General features: G+C 57.7%; 1 pseudogene. It reads left to right on the top strand.

Annotated elements, in window-relative coordinates:
• Positions 1 to 408 precede the first annotated feature (408 nt).
• Positions 409 to 20,175 (top strand): annotated as a pseudogene (locus RA167_RS13050) (non-ribosomal peptide synthase/polyketide synthase); the annotation flags it as partial.
• Positions 20,176 to 20,261 lie beyond the last annotated feature (86 nt).

The raw sequence follows: 20,261 nt of genomic DNA, 5'->3' as shown, positions 1-20,261 counted from the left end.
TGGCTTTCTAACGTTGAAATTTAGCATGTGCACAACGTGAAACTGTACCACGCAATCTTCAGTCACTGATTGCGATTGTGGCAAGAGGTGAGTAGGTAAGCGGGCTCATAAGTCAGTAGTTGGCGTGTCGTCCTTATAAGCCAACTGTCGGCACATGGTAGTTACGGCTTCGTTGTCAGGAAGCGGTAGATAAGGTTATCCTGGACAATTGCCCTGATTCACTGTCTTCGTCATAGCAGTTGACAACCTAATTTGACGCGCGGCAAATCTATCCTAATGGCTTTGCCTGCCATGCCATTCTATTCCATTACTCAATGAAAAACTGACATGAGCAAGCAAACAGCTGAATTTAAGAAAAGTGCAAACGACACCAAAACGCCAGCTGGGAAATTGAACTTGTTACCGCCCGCCGAGCGTGAGTTACTGATTAACACTTGGAACGCAACGCAATGTGATTATCCATCGTACCTGTGCATCCACCAACTGTTCGAAGCGCAGGTGGCGCGCACGCCCGATGCACCGGCACTGGTGCATGAGGACCAAACACTCAGCTATGCCCAGCTCAATGCTCGGGCCAACCGCCTCGCCCATCGGCTGATTCAACTGGGCGTTGTACCCGATGCTCGCGTAGCGATCTGTGTGACACGTAGCCCCGCGATGGTGGTAGGCCTGCTGGCGATCCTGAAAGCCGGCGGTGCGTATGTGCCGCTTGACCCAGCCTATCCGTCCGAGCGCCTAGTTTACATTCTCGCCGATGCGGCGCCGACAATCGTGTTAGCGGATGAGACCGGTCACGCCGCATTAGGCCAAGCCGCGCTCGCCTGCCGCACCGTGCTGGACCCGAATGAGCTCCCGCCGCGCGCGGACGCCAATCCCCAGGTGCCGAGCCTCACCGCACGTCATCTTGCATACGTAATCTACACGTCCGGCTCGACCGGCACTCCAAAGGGCGTGATGGTCGAACACCGCAATGTGACTAATTTCTTGACAGCTATGTCGGCATCGATCGGTATAGCAAGCCACGACCGTTTGCTCGCCGTGACCAGCATCGCTTTTGATATTGCTGGACTAGAACTGTACCTACCAATGAGCCAGGGTGCGATGATTGTTATGGCCAGCCGCGATGAGGTGGCCGATCCAGTTAAGCTGCAAAATCAAATCATTGCGCAAAAAATTAGTTTGATGCAAGCGGTGCCGTCCGTTTGGCGAACACTTTTGGATCTACCTGGCCCGACACTCGATCTGAAAGCACTGTGTGGAGGCGAAGCGCTATCTTCGCGTTTGTCAACACAGCTTCGCCTTGCAACTCGGGGGGTGTGGAACCTGTACGGCCCCACCGAGACGACCATTTGGTCTTCCATTTACCGCATTTCCAAGCATCGAGACACAAACGGGGTGACGGCACCTATTGGCCGCCCAATTGCAAACACCCGGGTTTATTTGCTGGATGCTTATGGTCAGCCGGTGCCGCTGGGCGCGGCTGGAGAATTGTACATCGGTGGAGACGGTGTCGCACGTGGCTATCTAAACCGCCCCGAGCTCACGGCTGAGCGCTTCGTTCCCGATCCGTTCTCGGATGTACCCGATGCACGGATGTACAAAACCGGCGATTTGGCCCGCTACTTACCTGATGGTAATTTGGAATTTCTCGGTCGCAACGATTACCAAGTAAAAATCCGCGGCTTTCGCATCGAGCCGGGCGAGATCGAAGCATGCCTGCTCGCACACCCACAAGTGCGTGACACAGTAGTGCTTGCGCGCGGTGAAGACCACAACACGCGGCTCATCGCATATACGATAGCCGATCCTGATGACTCGCTAGCCAGTACGCTGCGCGCGCATGCTGCGGCCCACCTGCCCGAGTATATGGTGCCAAGCGCGTTCGTGCGACTGGACGCGTTTCCGCTGACCCCGAACGGTAAGCTCGATCGACGTGCGCTGCCCGCGCCGGATGACGACGCGCTCGTGCATCAAGCCTATGAAGCGCCGCAAGGCGAGCTTGAGACGACGCTGGCAGCAATCTGGGCTGAGCTACTTGGCGTCGAGCGCGTGGGCCGGCATGATAGCTTCTTCGCGCTCGGCGGCCACTCGCTCCTCGCGGTGCGGTTGATCGAGCGTCTCAGGCACCTCGGCCTGGCGGTCTCGGTACGTGCAGTATTCGACTCGCCTACACTCGGCGCGCTGGCCCAATGCTTGGATACATACCACAAATTAGCGGTGCCGCTCAATCAGATTGCGCCCGATACTACGACGCTGACGCCAGATCTGCTGCCACTGATTGACCTGAACCAGTCTGATATCGATCGGATCGTCGAGCACGTGCCGGGCGGCGTCCCCAATATTCAAGATATCTATGCACTCTCGCCGCTGCAGGACGGTATCCTATTCCACCATCTGCTGGCTACTGACGGTGATCCGTATCTGTTGGTTGCCCAGATGGCCTTCAAGGACCGAGCACTGCTTGATTGCTATCTGAATGCAGTGCAACAGGTTGTGGATCGCCATGACATTTTGCGTACCGCATTTGTCTGGGAGGGGTTGTCTACACCGGCGCAGGTTGTCTGGCGTCATGCACCGCTGTCGATCACGGAGCTCACGCTGGACCCAGCTAATGGACCTATTACTGAACAACTGGCCCAGTGCTTCGATCCTCGCCAACACCGCCTTGATTTGACTCAAGCTCCGTTGTTGCGCTTCGTGACTGCACAAGATAGTAATGGCCGATGGTTACTGCTGCAATTGTTGCACCATCTGATCGGTGATCACTCTACGCTGGACGTGATGCACACTGAAGTGCAAGCGTTTGTCGAAGGTCGAGGTCAAACACTGCCACCAGCCCAGCCGTTTCGCAACTTGATCGCGCAAGCGCGGCTAGGTATGAGCCAAGAGGCGCACAAGCGCTTCTTTACCGAGATGCTCGCCGACGTGGACGAGCCAACGCTACCGTTCGGGCTCACCGACGTGCTTCGTGACGGTGACCAGGTCACGGAATCGCACCGAATGTTGCCACCAGCGTTGAACGATCGACTACGTGCTCAGGCCAAACGGATGGGCGTCAGCCTAGCTAGCCTATGTCATCTGGCGTGGGCACAGGTGCTCGCGCGAGCGAGCGGCAATGAGCAGATCGTGTTCGGCACAGTGCTGTTCGGGCGGATGCAAGCAGGTGACAGCTCGGACAGTGCGATGGGACTGTTTATCAATACGTTGCCGCTGCGAGTGGATCTGAATGGTGGCGTGAAAGACAGTGTGCGGAGCACGCACGCATGCTTAGCCGCCCTGCTCGAGCATGAGCATGCGTCACTAGTGCTCGCACAGCGCTGCAGTGGCGTGCCGACAGGCGCACCACTATTTAGTGCACTGCTGAATTACCGGCACAATACCATGCCGTCGGGTGAACTCAGCCTTCACGCTGACATTGAACTGTTAAGCACGCAAGAGCGCACTAATTATCCGATGGCACTAGCCATTGATGACTTTGGCCAGGCATTGGGATTAACCGTTCAGGTAGTACAACCGCTAGATCCCAATCGGCTATGCGGTTACATGCAGCAGGCGTTGGACAGTCTGGTTAAAGCACTTGAACATACGCCCAGCAGGCCGACTTGGTCGCTGGGAGTACTGCCTGACAACGAACGTGAACTATTGCTTCAAACCTGGAACGCGACAAAAGCGCCTTACCCGCAACACCAGTGCATTCACCAGTTATTCGAGGCACAAGTTGCACGCACACCGGATGCTATCGCACTGGTGCATGAGGACCAAACACTCAGCTATGCCCAGCTCAATGCTCGGGCCAACCGCCTCGCCCATCAACTGATTCAACTGGGCGTTGTGCCCGATGCTCGCGTAGCGATCTGTGTGGCACGTAGCCCCGCGATGGTGGTAGGCCTGCTGGCGATCCTGAAGGCCGGCGGTGCCTATGTGCCGCTTGACCCAGCCTATCCGTGCGAGCGTCTGGCCTACATTCTCGCCGATGCGGCACCGGCAATCGTGTTGGCGGATGAGACCGGTCACGCCGCATTGGGTCAAGCCGCGCTCGCCTGCTGCACCGTGCTGGACCCGAATGTGCTCCCGCCGCGTGCGGACGCCAATCCCCAGGTGCCGAGCCTCACCGCCCGTCATCTCGCATACGTGATCTACACGTCTGGCTCAACCGGCACTCCAAAGGGCGTGATGGTCGAGCATCGCAATTTAACCAATCTTTGTGTATGGCATAGGCATACATTCGATTTGCAAAGCGGCCATTGTAGTGCCACCACCGCAGGTGTGGCGTTTGACGCCAGTGTCTGGGAGCTTTGGCCGAGCCTGGTTTGTGGTGGCATAGTGTCCATCCCACCTCGTGCTGCCTGCAAGGATGCGCAGGCCCTGCTGCAATGGTTGCGTCAGCAACATCTTGAAACGACTTTCCTGGTCACGCCCCTGGCTGCCATGGCGCTGGCTGATCAGCAAACGCCCGCCGGTTTGCGTCATTTGCTCACGGGAGGTGATCGTTTTCCTTACTTGACGCGGGTACTGCCTGATGAACTTAAGTTAGTGAATAACTATGGTCCGACCGAAGCCACAGTCGTGGCAACGTCTGGGCAATTAAGTGGTCAGGACAAGTGCCCTCATATTGGCCGACCGATTGCAAACACCCGGGTTTATTTGCTGGATGCTTACGGTCAGCCGGTGCCGCTGGGCGCGGCTGGAGAATTGCACATCGGTGGAGACGGTGTCGCACGTGGCTATCTAAACCGCCCCGAGCTCACGGCTGAGCGCTTCGTTCCCGATCCGTTCTCGGATGTACCCGATGCGCGGATGTACAAAACCGGCGATTTGGCTCGCTACTTACCTGATGGTAATTTGGAATTTCTCGGGCGCAACGATTACCAAGTAAAAATCCGCGGCTTTCGCATCGAGCCGGGCGAGATCGAAGCATGCCTGCTCGCACACCCACAAGTGCATGACACAGTAGTGCTTGCGCGCGGTGAAGACCACAACACGCGGCTCATCGCATATACGATAGCCGATCCTGATGACTCGCTAGCCAGTACGCTGCGCGCGCATGCTGCGGCCCACCTGCCCGAGTATATGGTGCCAAGCGCGTTCGTGCGACTGGACGCGTTTCCGCTGACCCCGAACGGTAAGCTCGATCGACGTGCGCTGCCCGCGCCGGATGACGACGCGCTCGTGCATCAAGCCTATGAAGCGCCGCAAGGCGAGCTTGAGACGACGCTGGCAGCAATCTGGGCTGAGCTACTTGGCGTCGAGCGCGTGGGCCGGCATGATAGCTTCTTCGCGCTCGGCGGCCACTCGCTCCTCGCGGTGCGGTTGATAAACCGGGTGACCACACTCGGCGCAAATGTGCCACTGGCCACGCTGTTTGCGTCGCCAACGCTTGCCGCGTTCACCGCGGCGATTCGTAAGCCGTTCAACCAAGAGCAACCCGCACTACCCGCAATCACACCCGTGCCCCATGACAATCACTTGCCGCTGTCGTTCGCGCAGCAACGGCTGTGGTTCCTTGCGCAACTCGAAGACGTAAGCGACACCTATCATATCCCGATGGCGCTAAGCCTACGCGGGTGCCTGGATAAGGTGGCTTGGCAACAAGCGCTGAATGCGCTGTTCGCGCGCCATGAAGCGCTGCGCTCGACATTTGTCGCCGTGGACGGCCAGCCGCAGGTGCAACTACTGCCGGCTGATAAAGGCGTGCCGCTACGCTGGCATGATCTGCGCGGAATACCGGACGCCGACGCGCAACTAGCACAGTTAAGTAGCGACGAAGTGCACGCGTCGTTCGATCTGACGCAGGGGCCACTAGTTCGCGCACGGATGATCCAGCTCGCCGACGATGAATATCGGTTTCTGCTTACGCAGCACCATATCGTGTCGGATGGCTGGTCATTGGGCGTGCTGGTGCGAGAACTGAGTACACTGTACGCCACAGCGTGTGCGGGACAGCCTAATCCGCTACCGCCGCTCGCGATCCAGTATCCAGACTATGCGGCCTGGCAGCGACAATGGCTATCGGGCGAGCGACTCCAGCACCAGAGCGACTACTGGCGCACGACGCTTGCCGAGGCACCGGTGCTGCTTGAACTGCCAACCGATCGGCCTCGCCCAGCACAACAATCGTTTGCCGGCGCACACGTGCCGGTGCGCATTGATGCACCAACCACGCGTGCGCTCAAGCGCCTGAGCCGCGAGCATGACACGACACTGTTTATGACCGTGCTTGCCGCGTGGAGTGCGGTGCTCTCACGCCTGTCGGGTCAACACGATTTGGTTATCGGCACGCCAAGCGCTAATCGCAACCATCAAGCAATCGAGCCATTGATCGGCTTCTTTGTGAACATGCTCGCGTTACGCATTGATTTGTCTGACGAGCCAGATATAGCACAACTGCTGCAGCGCGTACAGCGCAGCACATTGGCCGCTCAAGCACACCAGGAGTTACCGTTCGAGAAAGTCGTCGAGATCGTACAGCCGCCGCGCCGGTTAAACCATACACCGTTGTTTCAAGTCGTGTTCTCTTGGCAGAATAAAGAGTTGAGCGAGTGGCACTTGCCAAACATTAACGTAGTACCCGTTACGCCACGTTACGATGTTGTCAAGTTTGACCTTGAACTCAATCTCCAGGAGGAAAACGATGAAATTATCGGCAACCTAAGTTATGCCACTGCATTGTTTGATCCTCTAACCATTGAGCGGCATGTCGGTTACTTGCAAGTAATGTTGCGTGCGATGGTAACTGATACGAGGCAACCGATTGTGAGCGTCGATATTCTCGCGCCCGCTGAACGTGAATTGTTGCTTCAAACCTGGAATGCAACAGAAGCGCCTTACCCGCAACACCAGTGCATTCACCAGTTGTTCGAGGCACAAGTTGCACGCACACCGGATGCTATCGCACTGGTGCATGAGGACCAAACACTCAGCTATGCCCAGCTCAATGCTCGGGCCAACCGCCTCGCCCATCAACTGATTCAACTGGGCGTTGTGCCCGATGCTCGCGTAGCGATCTGTGTGACACGTAGCCCCGCGATGGTGGTAGGCCTGCTGGCGATCCTGAAGGCCGGCGGTGCCTATGTGCCGCTTGACCCAGCCTATCCGTGCGAGCGTCTGGCCCACATTCTCGCCGATGCGGCACCGGCAATCGTGTTGGCGGATGAGACCGGTCACGCCGCATTGGGTCAAGCCGCGCTCGCCTGCTGCACCGTGCTGGACCCGAATGTGCTCCCGCCGCGTGCGGACGCCAATCCCCAGGTGCCGAGCCTCACCGCCCGTCATCTCGCATACGTGATCTACACGTCTGGCTCAACCGGCACTCCAAAGGGCGTGATGGTCGAGCATCGCAATTTAACCAATCTTTGTGTATGGCATAGGCATACATTCGATTTGCAAAGCGGCCATTGTAGTGCCACCACCGCAGGTGTGGCGTTTGACGCCAGTGTCTGGGAGCTTTGGCCGAGCCTGGTTTGTGGTGGCATAGTGTCCATCCCACCTCGTGCTGCCTGCAAGGATGCGCAGGCCCTGCTGCAATGGTTGCGTCAGCAACATCTTGAAACGACTTTCCTGGTCACGCCCCTGGCTGCCATGGCGCTGGCTGATCAGCAAACGCCCGCCGGTTTGCGTCATTTGCTCACGGGAGGTGATCGTTTTCCTTACTTGACGCGGGTACTGCCTGATGAACTTAAGTTAGTGAATAACTATGGTCCGACCGAAGCCACAGTCGTGGCAACGTCTGGGCAATTAAGTGGTCAGGACAAGTGCCCTCATATTGGCCGACCGATTGCAAACACCCGGGTTTATTTGCTGGATGCTTACGGTCAGCCGGTGCCGCTGGGCGCGGCTGGAGAATTGCACATCGGTGGAGACGGTGTCGCACGTGGCTATCTAAACCGCCCCGAGCTCACGGCTGAGCGCTTCGTTCCCGATCCGTTCTCGGATGTACCCGATGCGCGGATGTACAAAACCGGCGATTTGGCTCGCTACTTACCTGATGGTAATTTGGAATTTCTCGGGCGCAACGATTACCAAGTAAAAATCCGCGGCTTTCGCATCGAGCCGGGCGAGATCGAAGCATGCCTGCTCGCACACCCACAAGTGCATGACACAGTAGTGCTTGCGCGCGGTGAAGACCACAACACGCGGCTCATCGCATATACGATAGCCGATCCTGATGACTCGCTAGCCAGTACGCTGCGCGCGCATGCTGCGGCCCACCTGCCCGAGTATATGGTGCCAAGCGCGTTCGTGCGACTGGACGCGTTTCCGCTGACCCCGAACGGTAAGCTCGATCGACGTGCGCTGCCCGCGCCGGATGACGACGCGCTCGTGCATCAAGCCTATGAAGCGCCGCAAGGCGAGCTTGAGACGACGCTGGCAGCAATCTGGGCTGAGCTACTTGGCGTCGAGCGCGTGGGCCGGCATGATAGCTTCTTCGCGCTCGGCGGCCACTCGCTCCTCGCGGTGCGGTTGATCGAGCGTCTCAGGCACCTCGGCCTGGCGGTCTCGGTACGTGCAGTATTCGACTCGCCTACACTCGGCGCGCTGGCCCAATGCTTGGATACATACCACAAATTAGCGGTGCCGCTCAATCAGATTGCGCCCGATACTACGACGCTGACGCCAGATCTGCTGCCACTGATTGACCTGAACCAGTCTGATATCGATCGGATCGTCGAGCACGTGCCAGGCGGCGTCCCCAATATTCAAGATATCTATGCACTCTCGCCGCTGCAGGACGGTATCCTGTTCCACCATCTGCTGGCTACTGACGGTGATCCGTATCTGTTGATTGCCCAGATGGCATTCAAGGACCGAGCACTGCTTGACTGCTATCTGAATGCAGTGCAACAGGTTGTGGATCGCCATGACATTTTGCGTACCGCATTTGTCTGGGAGGGGTTGTCTACACCGGCGCAGGTTGTCTGGCGTCATGCACCGCTGTCGATCACGGAGCTCACGCTGGACCCAGCTAATGGACCTATTACTGAACAACTGGCCCGGTGCTTCGATCCTCGCCAACACCGCCTTGATTTGACTCAAGCTCCGTTGTTGCGCTTCGTGACTGCACAAGATAGTAATGGCCGATGGTTACTGCTGCAATTGTTGCACCATCTGATCGGTGATCACTCTACGCTGGACGTGATGCACACTGAAGTGCAAGCGTTTGTCGAAGGTCGAGGTCAAACACTGCCACCAGCCCAGCCGTTTCGCAACTTGATCGCGCAAGCGCGGCTAGGTATGAGCCAAGAGGCGCACAAGCGCTTCTTTACCGAGATGCTCGCCGACGTGGACGAGCCAACGCTACCGTTCGGGCTCACCGACGTGCTTCGTGACGGTGACCAGGTCACGGAATCGCACCGAATGTTGCCACAAGCGTTGAACGATCGACTACGTGCTCAGGCCAAACGGATGGGCGTCAGCCTAGCTAGCCTATGTCATCTGGCGTGGGCGCAGGTGCTCGCTCGCGCGCACGGCAATGAGCAGATCGTGTTCGGCACAGTGCTGTTTGGACGGATGCATGCGGGAGATGGCGCGGCAAGCGCGATGGGACTGTATATCAACACGCTACCGTTGCGGGTGGACCTGGACGGCAACGTTGAGAACAGCGTTCGAGCCACGCATGCGCGGCTCGCTGCGCTGCTCGAGCATGAGCATGCATCGTTGGCTCTGGCGCAACGCTGCAGCGCGCTGCCGGCGGGTACGCCGCTGTTTAGTGCACTGCTGAACTACCGGCACAATGCGATGCCGCCGGGCGAGCGTCACTTGCTGCCGGGCATCGAGTTGCTAAATGCGCAAGAGTGCACCAATTACCCGTTGACGCTGTCGGTAGAGGACTTCGGACAGGCGCTGGAACTGACTGCGCAGGTGGGGCAGCCTCTGGACCCCGGGCGGGTGTGCGAGTATATGAGGCAAGCGCTGGAGAGCCTGGCTGAGGAGCTAGAGGCGAGACCTGGGCAACCGGTGCGGCAGCTGGAAGTGTTGCCTGACGAAGAGCGGACCTTACTGCTTCAGATGTGGAACGCGACGCGACAAGCCTATCCATCACATCTATGCATTCACCAGTTGTTTGAAGCGCAGGTCGAGCGTACCTCCGAGGCGACAGCGCTGGTACTTAAAGACCAAACGTTCAGTTATGCTGAGTTGAACGCACAAGCCAATCGCCTCGCGCACCAGTTGATCGAATGGGGCGTCAGGCCGGACACTCGGGTGGCGATCTGCGTGCAGCGTAGTCCCGCACTGGTTGTGGGGCTGCTGGCGATTTTGAAGGCCGGGGGCGCGTATGTGCCACTCGATCCGAACTATCCGGGTGAGCGCTTGGCGCACATTCTCACCGATGCGGCACCGAGCATTGTGCTGGCGGATGCGGCCGGGCGCGCTGCGTTGGGCGAGGCGGCGCTCGCCGAGTGTACGGTGCTCGATCCATCGACCCTGCCGGCGTTACCGGACACGAATCCGTCGGTGGCGGGACTAACGGCCCGGCATCTGGCGTATGTGATCTATACGTCGGGCTCGACCGGCACCCCAAAGGGCGTGATGGTGCCACATCATGCGATTGCGCGGCTGGTCATCAACAATGGCTTTGTTGACATTCGCACCGATGATCGTGTGGCGTTCGCAGCGAACCCGGCTTTCGACGCGAGCACGTTTGAAGTGTGGGCACCGCTGTTAAACGGCGCCACCGTTGTAGTGATCGATCATGACACGGTGCTGATGCCCGCTGCGTTTGCGCACACTTTGCGCGAACAGCGCATCAGCATCTTGTGGCTCACCGTTGGCTTGTTCAATCAGATGGTCACACAAGTGGGCACGGCCTTCTCTCAACTCAAAGCATTGATTGTTGGAGGCGACGTGTTGGACGCGAGGTTGATTGCGCAAGTGATGCGCGAGTCACCTCCTGAGCAGCTGCTCAACGGTTACGGTCCAACCGAGAGCACCACGTTTGCGACGACTTACAAGATCACGTCCGTTCCGGAAGAGAATGCCAGCATCCCGATTGGCCGACCGATTGGGAACACAAGGATTTATCTGCTGGACGCGAACGGGCAGCCGGTGCCGCTGGGTGCGGTTGGGGAATTGTACATCGGTGGAGACGGTGTCGCGCGTGGCTATCTAAACCGCCCCGAGCTCACGGCCGAGCGCTTCGTGCCCGATCCGTTCTCGAATGTACCCGATGCGCGGATGTACAAAACCGGCGATTTGGCCCGTTACTTGCCCGACGGCAATTTGGCGTACCTAGGGCGCAACGACCATCAGGTCAAAATTCGGGGGTTTCGCATTGAGCCCGGTGAGATTGAGGCGTGTCTGGCACAGCACCCGCAAGTGCGCGACGCAGTGGTGCTGGCACGAGGTAAAGGCAATGATAAACGCTTGGTAGCCTATTTGGTGGCCGACGCGGATGAGCAGCTAGCCAGTACGCTGCGCGCGCATGCTGCGGCCCACCTGCCCGAGTATATGGTGCCAAGCGCGTTCGTGCGACTGGACGCGTTTCCGCTGACCCCGAACGGTAAGCTCGATCGACGTGCGCTGCCCGCGCCGGATGACGACGCGCTCGTGCACCAAGCCTATGAAGCGCCGCAAGGCGAGCTTGAGACGACGCTGGCAGCAATCTGGGCTGAGCTACTTGGCGTCGAGCGCGTGGGCCGGCATGATAGCTTCTTCGCGCTCGGCGGCCATTCGCTCCTCGCGGTGCGGTTGATTGAGCGTCTCAGGAGCCTCGGCCTGTCAGTTTCGGTACGTGTGCTGTTCGACACGCTTACACTCAGCGCGCTGGCTCAATGCCTGAATCAATGCCATGAAGAAATGGTCCCGCCTAATGCCATTACACCAGAAGCGGTGAGACTGACGCCAGATCTGCTGCCACTGATTGACCTGAACCAATCTGATATCGATCGGATCGTCGAGCACGTGCCAGGCGGCGTCCCCAATATTCAAGATATCTATGCACTCTCGCCGCTGCAGGACGGTATCCTGTTCCACCATCTGCTGGCTACTGACGGTGATCCGTATCTGTTGGTTGCCCAGATGGCCTTCAAGGACCGAGCACTGCTTGATTGCTATCTGAATGCAGTGCAACAGGTTGTGGATCGCCATGACATTTTGCGTACCGCATTTGTCTGGGAGGGGTTGTCTACACCGGCGCAGGTTGTCTGGCGTCATGCACCGCTGTCGATCACGGAGCTCACGCTGGACCCAGCTAATGGACCTATTACTGAACAACTGGCCCGGTGCTTCGATCCTCGCCAACACCGCCTTGACTTGACCCAAGCTCCGTTGTTGCGCTTCGTGACTGCACAAGATAGTAATGGCCGATGGTTACTGCTGCAATTGTCGCACCATTTGATCATTGATCACTCTACGCTGGATGTGATGCGTACCGAGATGCAAGCCTTCCTTGAAGGCTGGAGCAACATGTTGCCGCCTGCCCAGCCATTCCGCAACTTGATCGCGCGAACGCGCCTGGGCATCAGCCAAGCCGAGCATGAGCGTTTCTTCATCGATCAGCTCGCTGACGTCGATGAGCCAACGCTGCCGTTTGGCCTGACGGAGGTGCATCGCGACGGCGCGCACATGCGCGAAGCACACCGGATGCTGCCACAGGCGTTGAATAATCGGCTGCGCGCGCATGCCAAGCGGCTTGGTGTGAGCCTGGCCAGCCTATGTCACTTGGCGTGGGCGCAGGTGCTCGCACGTGCCAGTGGTCAACAACGCGTGGTGTTCGGCACGGTGCTATTTGGACGGATGCATGCGGGAGATGGCGCGGCAAGCGCGATGGGACTGTATATCAACACGCTACCGTTGCGGGTGAACCTGGACGGCAGCGTTGAGGACAGCGTTCGGGCCACGCATGCGCGGCTCGCTGCGCTGCTCGAGCACGAGCATGCATCGTTGGCGTTGGCGCAGCGCTGTAGCAGCGTGCCCGCTGGCACGCCGCTCTTTAGCACGATATTGAACTACCGGCACAATGCGATGCCGCCGGGCGAGCATAGTATGCTATCCGGTATTAAATTGCTGCAGGCAGAAGAGCGTACCAATTACCCGCTGATGCTGTCGATAGAGGACTTCAGACAAGAACTGGGGCTGATCGCGCAGGTGATGCAGACGCTGGACCCTGATCGAGTGTGCGGGTATATGCAGCAGGCACTGGAAAGCCTGGCTGAAGCGCTCGAGGTGAGGCCAGAGCGGTCAGTGCGACAGCTGGAGGTGTTGCCCGACAAAGAGCGGACTTTACTGCTTCAGACGTGGAACGCGACGCAGCGTGATTATCCGTCGCATCGGTGCGTGCACCAGTTGTTCGAAGAGCAGGTAGCTACAACACCTGAAGTCATTGCACTTACCTTTAAAGAACAGCGAATTAGTTACACGGCACTCAATGCCCAGGCAAATCGTTTAGCCCACCGGCTGATCCGGTTGGGGGTGGTGGCGGAGACGCCAGTGGCCGTGCTAATGCAACGCTCGCCCGAGCGCGTGGTGACAGCGCTGGCCATCCTTAAAGCCGGCGGCGTCTATATGCCGCTGAACGAGCAATGGCCTGATAGCCGGCTGCACACGTTATTGGGTGAAACACGCGCGCCCATCGTGCTGACGGATCGCCCATTGCAAGCGCGCTGCGATGCGTTCAGTGCGCATGTCATTGCCGTTGATGCTGATGCGTCACTCGCTCAGGAGCCAAGCGATAACCCTACGGTGGCGTGCTCACCCGAGCAACTGGCGTATTTGATGTACACGTCGGGTTCGACTGGTCAACCCAAAGGGGCGGGCATTGTGCATCGCACGGTGCGCTATATGGCCTTAGACCGGCGCTTGTCCGCCGTGCGCGATCGCGTGCTGCTGCATTCGTCGCACGCCTTTGACGTGTCCACGTATGAGCTGTGGACGCCGCTGCTCTGTGGTGGTCAGGCCGTCATTGTGCCGCCGGGTGAGTTGGACGTGCATGTGCTGCAAGAGACCATCCGAGCGCATCAGGTGAGCGCGCTATGGTTGAGCGCCGGGCTGTTTCAAGTGATGGCCGAAGGTGACTTGAGCTATTTGCGCAGCGTGCGTCAGCTAACGGTGGGCGGCGATATTGTCTCCGCCGCGGCGGCGCAGCGCGTGCTTGAGCACTGTCCAACCCTGCGCTTTATCAACGGGTATGGACCGACCGAGACGACCATTGCCACGTGCCATTTGATCGAGGCACCGTATCAAGCGCAAGCGTCGATGCCGATCGGCACGCCGCTGGATAACGCCACGGCCTACGTGTTGGACGCGTGCTTGCGTCCGGCGCCGGTGGGTGTCGTGGGGGAATTGTATATAGCTGGTGAGGGCGTAGCCAGGGGCTACTTCAATCGACCGGGGCTGACCGCCGAGCGCTTCATTGCTCACCCATTTGATACGAGCGGTGCGCGGCTGTACCGGACGGGCGATCTGGCGTATTGGCGCTCGGATGGCGCGCTGGAGTTTATCGGCCGGGCGGACCAGCAAGTCAAGATTCGAGGCTTTAGGGTTGAGCCGGGCGAGATTGAAGCGGTGCTGCAGCGTCACCCGGGCGTGGCGCAAGCTGCGGTGATCGCTCGAGAGGAGCGGGCGGGCGATACGCAGCTGGTAAGTTACATCGTACTCGATGAAGCCCCTGTCGAGCGAGATCTCACGACGGAGGCAAACCAAGTCGAAGAATGGCAGAAGGTCTACGATACGTACTATCAAGACGACGCAGACTATCCATTTGGTGAAAACTTCAACATTTGGAAGAGCAGCTACGATGGCCAGCCGATTCCGTTGTCGGCTATGCAAGCGTGGCGCGCCGATGCGGTTGAGCGTATTCGTGCGCTGCAACCGCAGCGAGTGCTGGAGATTGGCGTAGGCACGGGACTGCTGCTTGCACACCTGGCGCCGCATTGTGACGCGTATTGGGGCACGGACTTTTCCGCGCCTTCCATTGAGACATTACGCGCTCAGTTGGCGCAGCAGCCGGAACTGGCCTCCCATGTCCAATTGCGCACACAGGCTGCGCATATCACCGAGGGCTTACCGTCAGGGTATTTCGATACCATCGTGATCAACTCGGTGGTGCAATATTTCCCCAGTGCCAGCTATTTAATGGAGGTGGTCCGCCAAGCGATGGATCTGCTGGTGCCCGGTGGGCGTGTTTTCATCGGTGACGTGCGCAACCTTAACCTGCTGAACTGTTTTACTACCGCGGTGCAGTTGCACCAAGCCGATTCGGCCACCGACGACAGGTCGAGCGTCGAGCGGCGTATCCAGCAAGCGCTGCTTGCCGAAAAAGAGCTGCTGCTAGCGCCCGCTTTCTTCAGCGCACTGCCGGACAGCATCGACACGATTGCGGCGGTCGATATCGAGCTTAAGCGCCGTGATTACGATAATGAATTGAGCCGCTATCGCTACGACGTGGTGTTGCGCAAAGGGCCCGTCAACACATTGTCGCTTGCTCATGCGCCGCAGTTGCGTTGGGGACGCGGGATAGTCGAGATCGAGGCGCTACAGACATTGCTTGCGACGGAGCGTCCCGCCCAGCTGCGCATCACGGGTGTGCCAAATGCCCGGCTAGCGCTGGAGATAGAGGCGATGCAGGCGCTTGAGCATAGCGATGATATCGGTCTAATTCAGCGTCAGCTCATGACCGGCGACGCGCAAACGATCGGATTGGAGCCTGAGGCATTTTCCGCTCTAGGAGGATCACTCGGATACTGGGTTGGCATCACTTGGTCAGAATATGATGCCCTTGCTTGCATGGACGTCGTGTTCGTGCAAGCCAGCGAGATGGCCCAAGCGATGCCCACCGATGTGTACATTCGGCCTTCGGATGATGCTCAAGCGTCACCGTTCAGCTACGCGAATCAACCGGCCAGTTTTGATCCCTTTGCAGACGTTCGCCACTATGTCGCGACACAGCTGCCTGATTACATGGTGCCGGCCGCGTTTGTGCGGTTGGATGCGCTGCCATTGACGCCTAATGGCAAGCTCGATCGACGTGCGCTGCCCGCGCCGGATGACGACGCGCTCGTGCACCAAGCGTATGAAGCGCCGCAAGGCGAGCTTGAAACGACACTGGCAGCAATCTGGGCTGAGCTACTTGGCGTCGAGCGCGTGGGCCGGCATGACAGCTTCTTCGCGCTCGGCGGCCACTCGCTCCTCGCGGTGCGGTTGATAAACCGGGTGACCACACTCGGCGCAAATGTGCCACTGGCCACGCTGTTTGCGTCACCAACGCTTGCCGCGTTCACCGCGGCAATTCGTAAGCCGTTCAACCAAGAGCAACCCGCACTACCCGCAATCACACCCGTGCCCCATGGCAATCACTTGCCGCTGTCGTTCGCGCAGCAACGGCTGTGGTTCCTTGCGCAACTCGAAGACGTAAGCGACACCTATCATATTCCGATGGCGCTGAGCCTACGCGGGTGCCTGGATAAGGTGGCATGGCAACAAGCGCTGAATGCGCTGTTCGCGCGCCATGAAGCGCTGCGCTCGACATTTGTCGCCGTGGACGGCCAGCCGCAGGTGCAGCTACTGCCGGCTGATAAGGGCGTGCCGCTATGCTGGCATGATCTGCGCGGAATACCGAACGCCGACGCACAACTAGCACAGTTAAGTAGCGACGAAGTGCACGCGTCGTTCGATCTGACACAGGGGCCACTAGTTCGTGCACGGATGATCCAGCTCGCCGACGATGAATATCGGTTTCTGCTTACGCAGCACCATATCGTGTCGGATGGCTGGTCATTGGGCGTGCTGGTGCGAGAACTGAGTACACTGTACGCCACAGCGTGTGCGGGACAGCCCAATCCGCTACCGCCGCTCGCGATCCAGTATCCAGACTATGCGGCCTGGCAGCGACAATGGCTATCGGGCGAGCGACTCCAGCACCAGAGCGACTACTGGCGCACGACGCTTGCCGAGGCACCGGTGCTGCTTGAACTGCCAACCGATCGGCCTCGTCCAGCACAACAATCGTTTGCCGGCGCACACGTGCCGGTGCGCATTGATGCACCAACCACGCGTGCGCTCAAGCGCCTGAGCCGCGAGCATGACACGACACTGTTTATGACCGTGCTTGCCGCGTGGAGTGCGGTGCTCTCACGCCTGTCGGGTCAACACGATTTGGTTATCGGCACGCCAAGCGCTAATCGCAACCATCAAGCAATCGAGCCATTGATCGGCTTCTTTGTGAACATGCTCGCGTTACGCATTGATTTGTCTGACGAGCCAGATATAGCGCAACTGCTGCAGCGCGTACAGCGCAGCACATTGGCCGCTCAAGCACACCAGGAGTTACCGTTCGAGAAAGTCGTCGAGATCGTACAGCCGCCGCGCCGGTTAAACCATACACCGTTGTTTCAAGTCGTGTTCTCTTGGCAGAATAAAGAGTTGAGCGAGTGGCACTTGCCAAACATTAACGTAGTACCCGTTACGCCACGTTACGATGTTGTCAAGTTTGACCTTGAACTCAATCTCCAGGAGGAAGACGATGAAATTATCGGCAACCTAAGTTATGCCACTGCATTGTTTGATCCTCTAACCATTGAGCGGCATGTCGGTTACTTGCAAGTAATGTTGCGTGCGATGGTAACTGACACGAGGCAACCGATTGTGAGCGTCGATATTCTCGCGCCCGCTGAACGTGAATTGTTGCTTCAAACCTGGAATGCGACAGAAGCGCCTTACCCGCAACACCAGTGCATTCACCAGTTGTTCGAGGCACAAGTTGCACGCACACCGGATGCTATCGCACTGGTGCATGAGGACCAAACACTCAGCTATGCCCAGCTCAATGCTCGGGCCAACCGCCTCGCCCATCAACTGATTCAACTGGGCGTTGTGCCCGATGCTCGCGTAGCGATCTGTGTGGCACGTAGCCCCGCGATGGTGGTAGGCCTGCTGGCGATCCTGAAGGCCGGCGGTGCCTATGTGCCGCTTGACCCAGCCTATCCGTGCGAGCGTCTGGCCTACATTCTCGCCGATGCGGCACCGGCAATCGTGTTGGCGGATGAGACCGGTCACGCCGCATTGGGTCAAGCCGCGCTCGCCTGCTGCACCGTGCTGGACCCGAATGTGCTCCCGCCGCGTGCGGACGCCAATCCCCAGGTGCCGAGCCTCACCGCCCGTCATCTCGCATACGTGATCTACACGTCTGGCTCAACCGGCACTCCAAAGGGCGTCCAAAATGAGCACCGGGCGCTCATTAACCGTCTAACCTGGATGCAACAAGCTTATGGTCTAACACCTGATGACCGAGTTCTCCAGAAGACATCTTTTAGCTTTGACGTTTCCGTTTGGGAATTTTTTTGGACGTTGCTTAACGGGGCCACCCTTGTCATGGCAGCGCCTGATACCCACAAAGATCCCTCTGCTCTGTCGGACATAATAAGGCAACAATATATTACTACTGCTCATTTCGTGCCGTCCATGCTCAGTACTTTCCTGCATAGTGCATGCGTTCGGCGCTGTACGTCTGTAAAGCGGCTTATCTGCAGTGGCGAGGCCCTGCCGGCCGCAAGTGTCCGGCTTTGCCAGACACTGCTGCCTCATGCGCAATTGTATAACCTGTATGGTCCAACTGAAGCGGCAATTGATGTAACGGCTTGGACTTGTCCCATAAAATACACGGGAGAAAGTGTTCCGATAGGCCGACCGATTGCAAACACCCGGGTTTATTTGCTGGATGCTTACGGTCAGCCAGTGCCGCTGGGCGCGGCTGGAGAATTGCACATCGGTGGAGACGGTGTCGCACGTGGCTATCTAAACCGCCCCGAGCTCACGGCTGAGCGCTTCGTTCCCGATCCGTTCTCGGATGTACCCGATGCGCGGATGTACAAAACCGGCGATTTGGCTCGCTACTTACCTGATGGTAATTTGGAATTTCTCGGTCGCAATGATTACCAAGTAAAAATCCGCGGCTTTCGCATCGAGCCGGGCGAGATCGAAGCATGCCTGCTCGCACACCCACAAGTGCGTGACACAGTAGTGCTTGCGCGCGGTGAAGACCACAACACGCGGCTCATCGCATATACGATAGCCGATCCTGATGACTCGCTAGCCAGTACGCTGCGCGCGCATGCTGCGGCCCACCTGCCCGAGTATATGGTGCCAAGCGCGTTCGTGCGACTGGACGCGTTTCCGCTGACCCCGAACGGTAAGCTCGATCGCCGTTCGCTGCCCGTGCCGGATGACGACGCGCTCGTGCACCAAGCCTATGAAGCGCCGCAAGGCGAGCTTGAGACGACACTGGCAGCAATCTGGGCTGAGCTACTTGGCGTCGAGCGCGTGGGCCGGCATGATAGCTTCTTCGCGCTCGGCGGCCATTCGCTCCTCGCGGTGCGGTTGATCAGCCGTATTCGGGCAATATTAGGCATTGAACTTAACATTCGCGCGCTGTTGGAAGCACCCACTGTCGCGGGATTAGTTCATCGTTCACTTCAGCTAGATGGCACCGAAGACGATTCATTTGATGTTTTGCTCCCTATTAAATCAACAGGTAATCGGCCACCTCTTTTTTGCATCCATCCCGTCGGAGGTTTAAGCTGGCATTATAGAAGCCTGGTCAACCACTTAAATACTGACCAGCCTGTTTACGGACTTCAAGCCAGGGGACTCAACGACTTGCAACCAACAGCGGCAAGCATCGAGGCAATGGCGTCAGACTATATAAAGCAGATTCAACGCATCCAACCCAGCGGGCCTTATCATCTGCTGGGATGGTCCTTTGGTGGCAATGTCGTGCACAACATGGCAACACAACTCGAGCAACAAGGCGAAAAAATCGCATTACTAGTTTTGCTAGATAGTTATCCAGACCATACTAATCATGCTCAACAAAATGACGTGCCAAATAGAGACCTCTATATTAATTACATTACTCTGTATGGAGATAATAATCTTCCTGAAGTCGAAGAATATTTGTGGAAAAAAATCCAAAATGTTGTAAAAAACAACAACAAAATCATTAAAAACTTTTCCCCTTCAGTCTATTGTGGTGACATGCTATTCTTTCGTGCCACGATAGTAGAAAGTGAAGCTGTTCCACTTATCTCTTCTGACGTATGGCAGCCTTACGTGTTGGGAAATATTGAAACTTATGATATTCATTGCAAACACTCTGATATGAGCCATCCAACACCAACCGCTGAGATAGGCCAAATTTTGTCGCAAAAGTTAGATAAATTATCAAATTCCGATGTCGTTTCCTGATGATTTACATTTGAAGTCTACAGATTATTAGGAGGTACGCATGGATCCGAAGAAGTCAATAGCAGAAAGAGATGTATTTCGCCAGC

The sequence above is a fragment of the Mycetohabitans endofungorum genome, from assembly GCF_037477895.1.
Classification (GTDB): Bacteria; Pseudomonadota; Gammaproteobacteria; order Burkholderiales; family Burkholderiaceae; genus Mycetohabitans.
The sequence above is the reverse complement of the archived record's forward strand: the minus strand, read 5'-3'. Positions and strand labels throughout refer to the sequence as shown.